This is a genomic window from Pseudomonas sp. 2848, assembly GCF_003253945.1.
Classification (GTDB): domain Bacteria; phylum Pseudomonadota; class Gammaproteobacteria; order Pseudomonadales; family Pseudomonadaceae; genus Aquipseudomonas.
Genome location: NZ_QKZD01000010.1, coordinates 185706 through 199956, shown reverse-complemented (window position 1 = coordinate 199956; position 14251 = coordinate 185706). Strand labels below are relative to the sequence as shown.

11 protein-coding genes are annotated in these 14251 nt (G+C 64.9%); 7 read left to right on the top strand and 4 right to left on the bottom strand.

Translation table 11 applies throughout. The features are described from left to right. Positions 1–2283: an ATP-binding protein gene (locus DFS21_RS20460; RefSeq protein WP_111532998.1), complete on the bottom strand. Its 2283-nt coding sequence runs from the start codon at positions 2281–2283 to the stop codon at positions 1–3. A 271-nt stretch (positions 2284–2554) separates the two neighbouring features. Here DFS21_RS20460 and DFS21_RS20455 point away from each other — a divergent pair, with 271 nt between their 5' ends. The 7 genes from DFS21_RS20455 to DFS21_RS20425 all read left to right on the top strand — a co-directional run bounded on the left by DFS21_RS20455 (position 2555) and on the right by DFS21_RS20425 (position 8876). Then, positions 2555–3082 carry a spore coat U domain-containing protein gene (locus tag DFS21_RS20455; protein WP_111532997.1) on the top strand — a complete coding sequence of 176 codons (528 nt, stop codon included), beginning with the start codon at positions 2555–2557 and terminating at the stop codon, positions 3080–3082. A 24-nt stretch (positions 3083–3106) separates the two neighbouring features. After that, the gene (locus DFS21_RS20450) at positions 3107–3640 is read left to right on the top strand and encodes a spore coat U domain-containing protein (RefSeq protein ID WP_110699145.1); all 534 of its coding nucleotides are present in this window, start codon (positions 3107–3109) and stop codon (positions 3638–3640) included. A gap of 17 nt (positions 3641–3657) precedes the next feature. Next, entirely contained in the window at positions 3658–4191 is a 534-nt protein-coding gene (locus DFS21_RS20445) for a spore coat U domain-containing protein (protein ID WP_111532996.1), read from the top strand. A gap of 3 nt (positions 4192–4194) precedes the next feature. Then, complete coding sequence (locus tag DFS21_RS20440; protein WP_111532995.1) at positions 4195–4698, top strand: spore coat U domain-containing protein; 504 nt, start codon at positions 4195–4197, stop codon at positions 4696–4698. Positions 4699–4732: 34 nt separating this feature from the next. After that, positions 4733–5509 (top strand): molecular chaperone, encoded by a 777-nt coding sequence (locus DFS21_RS20435; protein ID WP_110698651.1) that lies wholly within the window; start codon positions 4733–4735, stop codon positions 5507–5509. 68 nt (positions 5510–5577) lie between these two features. Continuing rightward, a complete protein-coding gene (locus DFS21_RS20430; RefSeq protein WP_181427695.1) occupies positions 5578–7911 on the top strand; it encodes a fimbria/pilus outer membrane usher protein in 2334 nt (777 codons plus the stop codon). Beyond that, positions 7908–8876 carry a spore coat U domain-containing protein gene (locus tag DFS21_RS20425; protein ID WP_046856300.1) on the top strand — a complete coding sequence of 323 codons (969 nt, stop codon included), beginning with the start codon at positions 7908–7910 and terminating at the stop codon, positions 8874–8876. Before DFS21_RS20430 ends, DFS21_RS20425 begins: the two co-directional genes overlap by 4 nt. A gap of 13 nt (positions 8877–8889) precedes the next feature. On the opposite strand, the gene DFS21_RS20420 is transcribed toward DFS21_RS20425, so the two are convergent. The 3 genes from DFS21_RS20420 to DFS21_RS20410 all read right to left on the bottom strand — a co-directional run bounded on the left by DFS21_RS20420 (position 8890) and on the right by DFS21_RS20410 (position 14189). After that, complete coding sequence (locus tag DFS21_RS20420) at positions 8890–10038, bottom strand: M14-type cytosolic carboxypeptidase (RefSeq protein WP_111532994.1); 1149 nt, start codon at positions 10036–10038, stop codon at positions 8890–8892. A 54-nt stretch (positions 10039–10092) separates the two neighbouring features. After that, positions 10093–10776 (bottom strand): DUF6708 domain-containing protein, encoded by a 684-nt coding sequence (locus DFS21_RS20415; RefSeq protein ID WP_371926893.1) that lies wholly within the window; start codon positions 10774–10776, stop codon positions 10093–10095. Between the two features lie 155 nt (positions 10777–10931). Next, complete coding sequence (locus DFS21_RS20410; protein WP_111532993.1) at positions 10932–14189, bottom strand: T6SS effector BTH_I2691 family protein; 3258 nt, start codon at positions 14187–14189, stop codon at positions 10932–10934. Between the last annotated feature and the right edge of the window lie 62 nt (positions 14190–14251).

The following is a 14251-nucleotide window of genomic DNA, read 5'->3' as shown; positions in this document are numbered from 1 at the left end:
TCAGGCAGACTTTGGGTTTAGTGGCAGGGTGAAGTGGAAGCTGGCGCCCTGGTTGACTCGGCCCTCGGCCCACACCCGGCCATCGTGGCGCTCGATGATGCGGCGCACGCTGGCCAGGCCGATCCCGGTGCCTTCGAACTCTTCCATACGGTGCAGGCGCTGGAACACGCCGAACAGCTTGTCGACATAGGCCATGTCGAAGCCCACGCCATTGTCGCGCACATAGAACTCGAGTTCGTGCCGGTGACGCACCGAGCCGATCTCGATGCGCGCGGGGGCGCGGCCGCGGGTGTACTTGATGGCATTGGCGATCAGGTTGTGCAGGACCATGTTGATGAAGGCCGGGTCGGCGATCACCTTGGGCAGGTCGGCGATTTCCCAGACGATGTCACGCCCCGCGTAGTCCGGCGCCAGCTCCGAGCGGATGGTGTCGGCCAGGGTATTGAGGTCGACGTCGGACAGGCGCAGCGCCGAACGGCCCATCTGCGAGAAGTTGAGCAGGTTGTCCACCAGGGTACCGGCGAATTGCGCGGCATCCTCGATATGGCTGAGGAAGCGCTTGCCGCGTTCGGAGAGCTGCTCTCCCTCTATTTCGCCGAGCAGCTCACTGTAGCCGGCGATGTGTCGCAGCGGAGCACGCAGGTCGTGGGACACGCTGTAGGAAAACGCTTCAAGTTCCTTGTTCGAGCGCTTCAGTTCGCCGGCCAGCTGTGCCAGTTCCTCGGCCTTGCGCAAGACGATGCCGAGCACCGCGCCGCGCAACTCCATCACGCCTTCGATGATCAGCGGGTGCCAAGGCGCGCTGAAGCCGCGTATTTCCTGTTGCCAACGCTCGAAGCTGTGCCGTGGGTTGAGATTGCCCTGCGGACCGACAGACTTCTCCGGTCGGCCCGCCCAGTTCACCGTATGGGCCTGCTCGGGCCGGAACCATACAAGATAGTGCGAATGAATCTGCGAGATCGCGACTGCCAGCACCCCGGCGGCATGTCGGGCCAATTCAGGCAGTTCATCGATGTCACGCTGTACGTTGTCGGTGTGGAACACCGCCTGGCCGTCACGCCGCGCCAGCCAGTGCGCCAGGGCATTGACCAGCGACGCTGGCGGGGTGGCGCCGATCAGGTCGCAGCGCTCGGCGCTGATGATCGCCGCCCCCGAGGCTCCGGCGAACTGCAGCATCACCTCGGGTTGGGCGAGCAGGCCATCGCTGACACTGTCATGGTCGGCCATCGAGCCGAGCATGCGCACGATGCGCTGGCGCAAGTCGAGCAGCTGGCGTGTGCTGTCGTGGGACTCGATGGCCTCGATCTGCAACGACAGCACATTGGCCAGCAGTTCGCAGGCGGTGCGGGTCTGGAAATCCACCGGCCTTGGCTGGTCATGGTGGCAGGACACCAGGCCCCATAGCTGGTCATCGACCACGATGGACAACGACATCGACGCCAGTGTGCCCATGTTGCGCATGTACTGCAGGTGCACCGGCGACACACTGCGCAGCGAGGCGAAGCTCATGTCCAGGGCCTTGCCGGTACGCGGATTGCTGGCCGGCACCAGGGGCGAGGGTTGGTAGTTGGCGTCCTCGATCACCCGGATGCGGTTGATCCGGTACAGCTCGCGGGCCTGGCGCGGGATGTCCGAAGCCGGGAAGCACAGCCCCAGGTAGCTCGGGTAGCCGGGGTCGGCATCCTCGGCCAGGACCGTGCCGGTGCCCTCGCTGTCGAAGCGGTAGGCCTTGACCCGGCCGAAGCCGGTGATGCGTTTGATCTGGCGTACTGATTGCAGCAGCAACTCGTCGATGCTGCTGACCTGGTGCAGGGTGCTGACGAAGGCGCGGACCAGCGGGTAGTAGTTGTCCTTTTCGCCACCCTGCGCAGCACTGCGGCGGGGTTCCAGTTCGAGGATCAGCACCTGGTCGTGACGGTGTGCCAGCACCCGCAGCGGCGCTTGCCAGGGCGCACCATGGTGCAGGTGTATATCGCCGATGTGAAACGGGAAGATTTCGTCGTCGGGCAGGTTGGCCAGGCGGGTGCGCAGGTCGAAGCTGGTGCTGACCAGCTCGGCGAAGGCTTGGCCCGCCAGCGCGCGGGCAGGTACGCCCAGCCAACGCTCGGTATTCTCGCTGGCCTGGAGAATACGCAGGTCGGTCTCGTCCAGCACCAACAGGAAACCCTGTGGCTGAATACTGCCCGGAACCTGGATCGGTTCCTGGGCACAGCGCTCGATGGCCTGCTCGAGCGAGGTCGGTTCGGTCGTCACGGGACTCTCCTGTAGGGTCCGTCCACGCATGGCGCATGCGTATTGCACAGGATGTTGTTGGTGAACGGTATCAGAATGCCGGCCGCTTTGCCGGGATCTGGTTGTTTTGAAAGGCGCCAGGCGCTGGGGTTTCGTTACCAGGCGAGAAAATTCAATCGTGTCACGTTTGTCAGGTCCGCAATGGACTGCACAGCCCCAGCCCCGCCATTTTCATTAATGCCAAAGAGGGGTAGGGCTTGCCCGGCCCGGATCCAATCGCGCTGCTACGCTCAAGTTCAACCTATACAGGAAGGATTGTCAGGTGACGGAGCGCTTTGTGGCCATGCTGTTGGGCCTGTGGTTGAGTGGCAACGCCATGGCAGCGGATTTTCTCGTTGAAGTGCAGGTGCGCGTACAGCGCGGGTGCATGCTAGTCAACCAGCAGCGCGATGCCGGCCCGCAGGCGCTGGGGCGCATCGACTTGGGCAGCGCGGCGCGCCTGGATGGCCCTGGTGCGCCGTTGAGTGGCGCTCTGCTGGCCCAGCGCCCGCCGCGGTTGGAGTGCAACCCCGATACCCCGTACCAGGTACGTGTCGATGGCGGCCAGCACGGCGGCATCGGCGAACTGCGCTACCTGGCGAACCGCGATGTCCAGGCCCGGCCGATTCCCTATCGTCTCTACCGCGACGCCGCCTGGCGCCAGCCGTTGGCGGTGGACGCTGCGCAATCGGCGCGGGTGCCGGACAGCGGTTCGGCGCAGCTTCCCCTCTACGCACGGATCGACAAGCTGGCCTGGGTACCCCGCGCCGGCCTGTATACCGACCTGCTCAAAGTCACGGTCACCTGGTAGGGAGGCTTCATGCTCATGGAAGTGTTGCACCGTGGATCGATCCTGCTGCTGACCCTCGGCCCGCTGCTGTTGCCCACTGGCGCGGCCAACGGCACCACCACCGGCTTCATCCAGGCGCGCCTGGTGATCAGCGCCGCCTGCCAGATCAGCAGCGACCCGCAACCGGCCACCCTGGGCAACCCGGGGTTGATGGACTTCGGTGCGCGGGGGCCGACCTGGGACCAGCCTTTGACCAGCCGGGTCGACGAGGCCGGCGGCGAGGGTAGCCTGCAGATCAGCTGTTCGCCCCAGGTGCGCGCTTTCAGCGTGCGCATCAACGGTGGCCAGAACGGCAGCGACGGCGTGCGCCGCCTGAGCAATGGCCGCGAGCTCATTCCCTACCAACTGGCCATCGACCCGGGCGGCAACAGCCGCTACGGCATCGGCCAGGCCCGTACCTTCACCATCAGCAGTACCCAGCAAGTGCCCGTGCCCATCTACGGCGTAGTGGTCGCGCAACCGCGCGCGCTGCCCGCCGGGCTGTATCGCGACACCCTCAGGGTGACCCTGGACTGGTAACACGCAAGGAGATTCCGATGCCCAAGCACCTCACCCGCTGCATGCTCGCCGGCCTTGGCCTCGCCCTGGCGGCCCAGGCCCAGGCCGCCACCGTGACCGGCACCATCAGCTCGACCCTGACCCTGACCGCCGCCTGTCAGGTCAACGGCAGCGGCGGCACCTCCGGGCTGAATTTCGGCAGCCTCAACTTTGGCACCCAGGATTCACTGTTCACCACCGCCAATGGCCAGGTGCTCGGCGGCGGAGGCGGGGCCATGAGTATTCTCTGCTCGGCAGGCACGGTGCCGACGATCAAGGTGCGTGCCGGCGCCCATGACTCGCAGTCCGCCGGCGGGACCCGGGCCTTGGCCGATGGCGCGGGCAATTTCGTGCCCTACGACTTCTACACCGACGCCGGGCACACCCAGCTGCTGGCGATCGACGGCACCATTACCCTGCCGACCAGTACCGGCGTGGCGCAGACCGTCAACCTGTATGGCCAGGCCCGGGGTAAAGCCGGCCTGCCGGCCGGGGTGTACACCGACACGGTGGCGGTCGAGCTGAGTTTCTGAGCCATGCCAGGCACTGCGCGGCTGCTGGCGGTCGGCGTGTGCCTGACGTTGACCCCGGGTGCCCACGCGGTCACCACCAGCACCTTCCAGGTGACGGCGCAGATCGTCGCGGGCTGCCTGGTTGTGGGCGGCGTGACCGCCTATGGCGTGCTCGACTACGGCACCAGCTCGGCACTGTCCACGGCCACCCTGAGCACCTCGCTCGGCGGCAGCACGGTGACGTTCCAGTGCACCCCCGGCGTGGCCCTGAGCATGAGCCTGGACGGTGGCCAGAACAGCGCCAGCGGCACGCGCAACCTCAAGCGTTCGGGCGGTACGCAATTGCTGGCCTACCAGCTTTACCGCGACGCCGGTTTCAGCCAGAGCCTGGGCATCGGCAGCAGCGTGGCGGTGAGCTACAGCGACCCGACCGCGATCAAGCTGCCGGTCTATGGCCGTACCACCCTGACCGGCACCTTGCCGGCGGGGACCTACACCGATGTCGTGCAAGTGACGGTGACCTGGTGAAAGGCCACCGCGGATAACAGAAAAGGAGAGGGGCATGGGGGCAGGCGCGAAATGGGCGCGAGGAATCATCGGGGTGCTGCTGTTGGCCAGCGCACCGGCCTTCGCGGCCACCTCGGTGCTGATCTGGCCGATCGACCCAGTGCTGGAGGCCGACCAGAAGGCCGGCGCGCTGTGGCTGGAAAACCGTGGCTCGGCGCCGACCAGCCTGCAGGTGCGGGTGTTCGCCTGGCGCCAGGGCGAGTACCAGGAGCAGTTCCAGGCCCAGCGCGAGATCATCGGCAGCCCGCCGGTGGCCAACATTGCGCCGGGGCAGAAACAACTGATCCGCCTGACCCGCACCGGCGGTTCGCCCGCAGGTCAGGAACAGGCGTACCGCATCATCATCGATGAGATCCCGTCGCCGCTGCCGACCGATGCCGCCAGTGAAGGGCCGAAGGCAGCGATCCGTTTGCAGATGCGCTACTCGGTGCCGCTGTTCGTCTACGGCGAGGGGCTGTGGGGCAAACCCGACCCAGCGGGCAAGCGCAGCGCCGAAGGCGTGGGCAAGCCGCAGTTGAGCTGGCGCGCGGTGACAGTGCAGGGCAAACCCTATGTCGAGCTGCGCAACACGGGGCCTGTGCATGCGCGGCTGACCGACGTGGTGCTGCAGCAAGCCGGTCAGGACAGGCCATTGGTCGAAGGGCTGCTCGGTTATGTGTTGCCCGGCGCCAGCATGCGCTGGCCGGCACCGGCCACGCCGGGCGCCGCCAGCGTGCTGAAAGGGCGAGTCAACGGCCAGGAGGTGGCACAGGCCATCAAACAGGGGCAATGAGCCGCGCTTGAACGGATCACAGGGGCCAGGGAGGACCCGGCAATGGTTGGAAATCGTGTGTGAGCTGGGTGCGGGTGACAACGCACCGGTTGTGGCTGGGCCTGGCGGTGCTGGGGCCCGGCCTGGGCGTGGCCGACGAGCTGCCGCCGCCGCCCTCGGAGCATGCCGCCATCGCCGACGCCACGCTGTACCTCGACCTGCTGGTGAACCAGGTGGCCAAGGCTGAGCTGGTGCCGGTGCAGCAGCGCGCCGGGCGCCTGTACCTGGCCAGCGAGGTGCTGCGCGAGGCGGGCGTCAGGCTGCCGGGCGAGCCTCAAGGCGAGGTGGCCCTGGACGACATCTCCGGCCTGCACAGCGACTACGACAGCCAGAACCAGCGCCTGCTGCTGCAGGTGCCGCCGGCCTGGCTACCCGACCAGCAGGTCGGTGAGCGCAACCTGTACCCGGCCAGCGACGCGCGCAGCAGCTTCGGCGCCTTGCTCAACTACGACGCCTACCTCAACGACACCGATGAGGGCGGCAGCTACCTGGCCGCCTGGAACGAGCTGCGCCTGTTCGACGACTGGGGCACCTTTTCCACCACCGGGCAATGGCGCCAGTCGTTCAATGGCGCCCTGGCCCAGGGCCGCCAGGGCTTCCTGCGCTACGACACCACCTTCCGCTACACCGACGAGCAGCGCCTGCTCACCTATGAGGCAGGCGACCTGGTGACAGGCGCGCTGCCGTGGACCACCTCGGTGCGCGTGGGCGGCCTGCAACTGTCCCGCGACTTCGGCGCCCGTCCCGACCTGGTCACCTATCCGCTGCCGGCCTTTGCCGGCGAAGCCGCTGTGCCGACCTCGCTGGACCTGTTCATCAACGGCTACAAGAGCAGCAGTACCGAGTTGCAGCCTGGCCCCTACACCCTGACCAACGTGCCGTTCATCAACGGCGCCGGCGAAGCGGTGGTGGTCACCACCGATGCCCTGGGCCGGCAGGTGTCGACCACCTTGCCGTTCTATGTCACCAGCAGCCTGTTGGCCAAGGGCCTGTCGGACTTCTCGGTGGCCGCCGGCAGCCTGCGCCGCGACTACGCCGTGCGCGATTTCGCCTATGGTCCGGGTGTGGCCTCGGCGACCCTGCGCCACGGTGTATCCGACTACTTCACCGTGGAAACCCATGCCGAGAGCGCCGAGTCGCTGATGCTCGGCGGCCTGGGCGGCAACCTGCGCCTGGGCACCTTCGGCGTGCTCAATGCGGCAGTGACCCAGAGCCGCTTTGAAGGCGATACAGGCCAGCAGCTGGCGCTGGGCTACCAGTACAACAGCCGGCGGATCGGCTTCAACTACCAGCGTGTGCAGCGTCATGGCGACTACGCCGACCTGTCGCGGGTCGACAGCCCCTACACGCGTCTGAGCCAGCGCAGTGAGCAGGCGACCCTGAGCCTCAACCTGGACAGCTACGGCAGCCTCGGTGCCGGTTACTTCGATGTGCGCGCCGGTGACGGCACGCGCACGCGGCTGATCAACCTTAGCTGGAGCAAGCCGCTGTGGCGCAACAGCAGCCTGTACCTGTCTGCCAACCGCGAGGTTGGTGACAGCCAGTGGGCGGTGCAGGCGCAACTGGTGATCCCCTTCGACCTGCGCGGCACCCTGGCCTTCAGCGCCGAGCGCAGCAAGGACGGCCAGGACCTGCAGCGGGTCAACTACAGCCAGGCGGTGCCGGTGGGCGGCGGGGTGGGCTACAACCTGGGCTACGCCACCGGCGGTAATCGTGACGACTACCGCCAGGCCGACCTGACCTGGCGCCTGCAATCGGTGCAGTTGCAGGTGGGCGCCTACGGCAGCAGCGGCGAGATGACCCGCTGGGCCGACGCCAGCGGTTCGCTGGTGCTGATGGATGCGGGGCTGTTCGCCGCCAACCGCATCGACGACGCCTTTGTGGTGGTCAGTACCAGCGGCTACGCCGACGTGCCGGTGCGCTACGAGAACCAGCAGATCGGCCGCACCGATCGCAACGGCCATTTGTTGGTGCCCTACAGCAGCGGCTATTACCGCGGCAAATACGAGATCGACCCCATGGACCTGCCCGCCGATGTGCTGGCGCCGCAGGTGGAGCAGCGCGTGGCCGTGCGCCGTGGCAGCGGCTACCTGTTGGAGTTCCCGCTCAAGCGTGTCCTGGCGGCAAGCCTGGTGCTGGTCGACGGCAATCAGCGGGAGCTCAAGCTGGGCAGCCGGGTACGCCACCGGGAAAGCGGCGGCGAGGCGGTGGTGGGCTGGGATGGGCTGGTCTACCTGGAGAACCTGGCGCCGCACAACCGCCTGCAGGTGGACAAGGCCGATGGCGGGCAGTGCCAGGTGGCGTTCGACCTGCCTGAAGGGGAGGGGCCGATCCCGTTGATTGGTCCGCTGGTGTGCCAGTGAATGTTCGACGACACGGCCTGCTGTTTGGCCTGTTGCTGGCGCCATGCCCGGCCTGGGCACTGTGTTCGTCGGTGGCCACCACGCCAGCGGCGTTCGGCACCGTCAACTCGACGCTGGTACGTACCACCGTGCAGACTGCCTCGACCACCAATTCCGGCTTGCAGTGCACCGGCTCGCTGCTCAGCCTGCTGTCCAGCAATGACCACTTCTACGCAACCATCACGCCCGCCTCCGGTGGCCTGGTGGGCCCGACCGGCGATGTCATCAACTACACCCTGTATGCCGACAACAGTGTCAACTACCCGATCACCCGGGGCGTTGCCTTCGACTTTGCCCGCAATGGCATCATCGACTTGCTGGGCCTGCTCAATGGTCCGACGCCCAAGGCGGTACCGATTTATCTGCGTACACAGATCGGCAGCAATGTCGCCGCGGGCCTGTACCAGGAGACGCTGACCGTTGCCTGGAGCTGGAACTACTGCTCGGGCATTGGCATCGGCAATATCTGCCTGGGGCGCGATATCGGCAGTGGCAGCAAGACCCTGAACGTCAGCCTGACGGTAAGCAACGACTGCCAGATCACCACGCCCAACATCAGCTTCGCCAGCGCACCGGTGGTGGCCGGGTTCGGCACGGTGAACCAGAGCCTGAGCGTGTCGTGCACCAAGGGCAGCAACTACACGGTCGGGTTGGACGACGGGCAGAACGTCTCGGGCGGACGGCGGCGGATGAAATCCAGTGCCAACAACTACCTGGCCTACGACATCTTCAAGAGCGCAGGCGTGGTGCGCTGGGGCTCGGTGGGCGCGGCGCGGCGTTCGAGCAGCGATGCCGAGGTGAACCCCGGGGCGGGGACCGGCACGGGCAGCCAGGTGTTCAACTACAACGCCAAGGTGTACACCGACCAGGCCACGCCGCCGGCGGCGACCTATACCGACAGCGTGATTCTGGATGTGCAGTTTTGAGTGCTGGCGTTGCTCAGCGCAGATCGCCAACCATCTTCAGCAACGTCTCAAGCACCGCTCCGGCCAGCGCCTTGGAGCGCTCACCCGACCAGCCGGTGCGCGGGTTCGGCGCATCGTCGTGGTCCTTGAACGGCATCTCCAGGGTCAGTGACAGGCAGTCGTGAGCCTGGCCCACGGCATTGCAGGCCAGGGTCATGTTGGCTTGGCCCGGCTCGTCGCGGGTATAGCCGTACTTCGTCTGGAAGTCCGGGGTCAGGCTGCACAGGGTACTGCGGAACTGCTCTTCCAGCTTGGCGATGCGTGGCGTATAGCCGGGGTTGCCCTCGCAGGCCGCGGTGAACACATGGGGGATCTCCTCGTCGCCATGGGCATCGATGAACGCGTCCACGCCATGCAGCTTCATCTGGCTCTGGGCGAAGAACACCTCGGGGCTCAACTCGACGCTGGCGTCCTGCCAGGCGCGGTTGAGGTCCTTGCCCTTGAAGTTGGTGCGCAGGTGGCCGAGGAAGGCGCCATCCGGGTTCATGTTGGGGATCAGGTACAGGTCGGCCTCGGCCAGCAGTTGCTGGATGACCGGGGCGTTGGCTTCGAGGGCGTCGATCACACCTTCCATGAACCACTCGGCCATGTGCTCGCCCGGGTGCTGCTGGGCGATGAGCCACAGCTTGCGCTTGCCGGCCGCGCCGTTGCCTGCGCGCAGCAGCGGGATATCCCGACCTTGCACGCTGCGCCCGCTGGCCAGCAGCTCGACGCCGGGGATCTGCTTGGCGCGCTCGATCAGCTGGTTGTGGCGGACGCGGGGGTAGGGCTCGAAGTAGGCGAACCAGGCTTGTGGCTGTTCGGCCTTGAAGTCGAAGCTCAGGGCCTTGCCGTCGAACTGGCTGGGCACGCGGAACCAGGTCTGCTGGTCGTAGGAGGCCACGGCGTGGTAGCCGGTCCAGGCGTTCTTGTAGGAGGACTGGTGGGCGTTGTCCAGGCTGAAGCGATGGACCTGGCCCGGAGTCAGGCCGCTAGCCTTGAAATGGAACCACTGGAAGTGGTCGCTGTGGCTGTCCTTGCGGATGTTCAGGTGGACGTGCGCAGGGTTGCTGGCGTCCAGGACCAGGATGTTGCCGGAGTCGAAATCGCAGTCGATGTGCAGCGGGGAGAGCGTCACGGTCATTGCCAGCCTCCTGTTGGCGTTGTTGTGGGAGGTACTCTACACCGCGAAAGGTGTTCAGGGTGTCACTTTGTTCGTGGCCTGTGAGTCGGTGGAGGGCTCAGGGGCGGTGCGGGATTCGTGGTCTATGGCTTCCGGCCATTGCACCCTGGGGGCCAATCGGCGAATGGGGGTGAGTTCGAAGTCATTGTCCCAATCGCGGGGCGGGCGAACGAAGGTGGGAAGGGCGTCTGGGCCCTGTTGCATGAACAGTCTGATGATCTCCCAGTATCGCTTGCCATCCTCGATGCTATGGGTGAAGAAAAGGCGGTCGATGATTTCGTCGGTGCCTGGCTTGCGGACTGCAATAAGGACGTTTTCGACGAGCCCGCCATTGCCCATGGGAGCGTAGACACTACAGACTTCGGCGATAAGGTCTTTCCAATCATAGGCTACGGGTCGTACCCCCCATTTCTTTCGGCTGAATATGTAGATGCGATCAAATCGATATTCATAAAAATAAACTTTTTGCCTGAGTCGGTTGAAGCGGATTGGTTCGTTGCGTGGGAGTTCTATGTCTAAGCGCACGAACGGTATCATTGCCCAGTATGCGGCTGTGGTTATTATTAGGCCTATGGCTATGATTTTCGCTTCGCTGATGCCGATTTCTGTTATTGTGCTGAGTATAGTGTATAAATATAATATAAGTCCGGATGATAAGGCGATGCTTCCGCCAATTGAGGCAATGCCTCTAATGCTCACGCTTGATCTGGGGATCTCCATATAAGTGTTGTTTATTTTGCTTGGTGTGGGTGGTAGTAGGAGTGAATTTAATCGTTGGGTTGGCTCTTCGTGGGGAGGAGCTAGATCATATTTCCAACCTAGGGGGTGGCGAGGTAGATATTCATTGATTTTAGTCATTCGTTGACCGCCTGGATTTCTAAGTGTGCGTAGGCCTCAGGAGAGTCTCGGTCTGGCCAGTACGTGACGTTTAAAGTTGCAGCCTGAATGCTGTGCCTGCCAAGGCTTGGGGTGAGTTCTATGTGGCCGGTTATGAACTCGGTGGTAGTGGAACCACCGGAGTGCAACACTGCGGATTTTTTGCTGGTGTTTTGGATGAGGGTATCCGCTCTGTAGTCTTTCACTTTACGAGAGGGGCGCGACGACTGCTTTTTCTGCGAGGTTGGCAATGGATGTAAAACTGCATGGGATCCTGTGGCGATGATCTCGCCGCTCGTGTAGTTGGACGGAACCCCATCGCCATGTCGGTGAACGGTCAGGGACCAGTGATAGCTGTAGCTTGAAGCATTGATATTGGGTAGCAATATCTTGAATGTTAGTTTTTGCTCGGTGGCTGCCTGGGCAATCCATCCTATTTTAGCCGTGAGCGTGGGGTCGGCTCTTTGAGATTCGAATTTCAGGCCTGCCTCAACACCCAATGTAGCAGCGTTTAGCTCTGCAAAAGCGATATCAGCATGCTCAGGGAATTCCCAGTGGATGGCGGGGGGGGCATTTGCCTTGCCGAAGTAACAACGCCTTGCCCAGCGCTCTAAGGGACTTGACTCAAGGCTTTCTGCAATCTTTTTAGCACCGTAAGAGATAGCAGCAAGGATGATTGCTATTCCTAGCGGCCCCCAAAAGGTGGGAACGAATACTGCGTATACCGAGGCCACTGTCCCTAGGCCAAATCCCATAGCTGATAGGACATAAGCATGCATAGCGGTATTATCTCCGCTTACAGACGTTCGCCTTAAGGCAAACACTGCCTGTGCCGTATCGTAAACCCCGGCCACGGCCCCCATCACGGCCCCCACCCTGACCAGTGCTCGCCCCACCCTGATGGTCGTGGCCATCCGTGCCGTCCCCGCAGGCGTCAGGGGCACCCTGCTGTTGATCTGCGTGGCGCCGGTCCTGATGATCAGACCCAGCGCTTCTATGCCGCCGCCCAGGATCGCCAGCTTGGACCCATGTAACGCCATCACCGCTTCCCTGGATTTGTCGCCGATCTCGACTTCCGCCTTTTCCAGATTCTTCGCCAGGCTGTCATGGGTCAGGTACAAGCCGCCCAGTGCCAGCAGCAGTTCCCAGCTGCTCGCCACCCCGCGCAAGCCGGTAAAGCTGGTGCGTACCAGCTGGCTGGCCTGTTTCGAGGTAATGCGCATGCCGTGGAGCAGTTGGCGGGTGCTGGCGTCGAGGGTTCCCGCGGCGACCGAGAGGTTGACCAGGCTGATCTGCGCGGCGTCGCTGAGCTGGTTGACGCGCAGGCTTGCCTCCTGGGCCAGGCGCTCGTGCAGCACGTCGGCGGTGCCTTCGACCCAGACGCTGACGGTGATGACGCTGTGCGCCAGCTTCGGGTCGAGCACCGCCAGACTCAGCAGGCCGTTCTGGATGATTGGCTGCACCCGAGCCCTGGCTGCCCGCACATCGTCATCGAGTTCACGCAGGCCCAGGAGCATGCGCTCGCGGGCCTTGGCGGCCTGCACGCTGGCCTTGTGCTGCAGCTCGCGCAGGTGCGCGCTCTGCAGGGCGTAGTACTCGCTGAGCTTCATTTGCACCTGCAGCTCGATCAACTGAACGCCGTTGTACAGCCATTGGCTGGCGGTGTTCAGGCGCAGCACAGCGCGCTGCACGCCGGGCGGCAGCAGGGGTTTCAGGCGCAGACTGGCGCCATTGATCGCCCCTTGGGTATCGGCAATGGCCTGGCGCAGGGTGTCGCGGATGCCCAGGCCGGCATCGTCACTGGCAATGACCTTGCTCAGCGCGCCGTAGAGCTTGTCGCTGTCGCCCCAGTCGGTGGCGTTGGTGCTGGAGAAACTGGGCAGCAGCGCGGCGAGCAAGGCCCGGTCGCGCAGGAGCACGGCGCGGTAGGGTGGGCTGTTGGGGTCCTGCAGCCAGCGCTGCCAGAGCGCCGCGCTGCTGCCTGGGGCGGGCGCGTGGGGTTCGCTGTCCACGGCGGCGGCCTCGGTGACGCCGCCGGCCACGCACAGGGCCATGGTCTTGCTGTAGGCGATGCCGGACTCGCGGTCGTCGCCGTCATAATCGTGCTCCTCGATGCAGTGGAACAGGCTGCTGTCGCAGAGTTGGGCGTAGGCCTGGGTGTTCAGGTCGATGTAGCGCTGGTACTCGGCTTCCTGGCGCTCGTACTCGGCCTGGAAGCTGGCGCGCTTAGGTTCGTGGTAGCGCTCCTCGAGCCGGGCAACGCCGTTGAGGGCGCGCCGTTCGACCTCGCGCTGGCGCTCGACCTGCGGGTCGACGAACACGGGCGGGCCATCGCCGCTGTGGGGTTCGAAGGACGGGGTCTGCTGCTCGGCCCAGGGCCATTGCATGGCGCGCAGGGTCTGCAGGATCTGCGAGGTCTGCAGCTGATAGGCGCGCAGTGGGTCCTCGCGCCATTGCTGGCGCCGGGTGATCCAGCCGAGACGCTGGTGGTTGTACTCCTGGACCAGGCCGACGGTGTCGTCGAGCACCAGGGCGAGCACGCCATGTTCGAGCTGGTGGCGGGCGATGGCGTTGAGCAGGTAGCCGCGGGTGGCGGTCTGGCGCAGGAGGCGGCTGTGAAAGCCATGGACACTGTCGAAGGCGCCGGGCAGTTGCTGGTTGTACTCGAAGACCTGGCGGTCCACCTGCAGCTCGCTGAGGGTCATGGCCAGGCCCAGCTGGGCGGGGGCGTTGCGCGCGAGGCCGAGGTCCAGCACCTGGAAACGCTCGGGCGGCGTCCTGGCGTCGCGGTAGGCGTTCAGCACGCTGCGCGGCCAAGCATCGCTGCTGAAGGCGATCCAGGCGGTGGAGAAGGCCTCGGTGTCGAGGGTGAGAAAGGAAGAGGGGATGTCGTGGTTTTCGCCCAGGCATTGGCGGGCGAGCAGGCGCGGTGGTGCCGGCGGCGGTTCGATGGGGTTGAAGCGGCGCAGGTGGCCTTCCTCGGTGACCTCGTAGGCGTACCAGATGCGCTGGTCGAGCAGGACATACAGGTACCCCTCGCGCAGGGTGCGCAAGCCCATGCGGGTGGCCACCTGGTCGCCGCCGGCCAGGGGATAGCGGTAGGCCGGGCGCGGGTCCGGGACCAGTGCGCGGCGCAGGGGGAGGATAGGCAGGCCCTTGCGTTCGCAGGCCTGGCACTGGTCGTGGGGCAGCGCGGATTCGGCGATGGCGTGGGCGATTCTGTTGCTGAGGCTCATGGGCGTGCCCCCTTTGCAAATCGTTGGGGCGGTGTGAGTCGCTGGCGCGGATGGCTTGGATG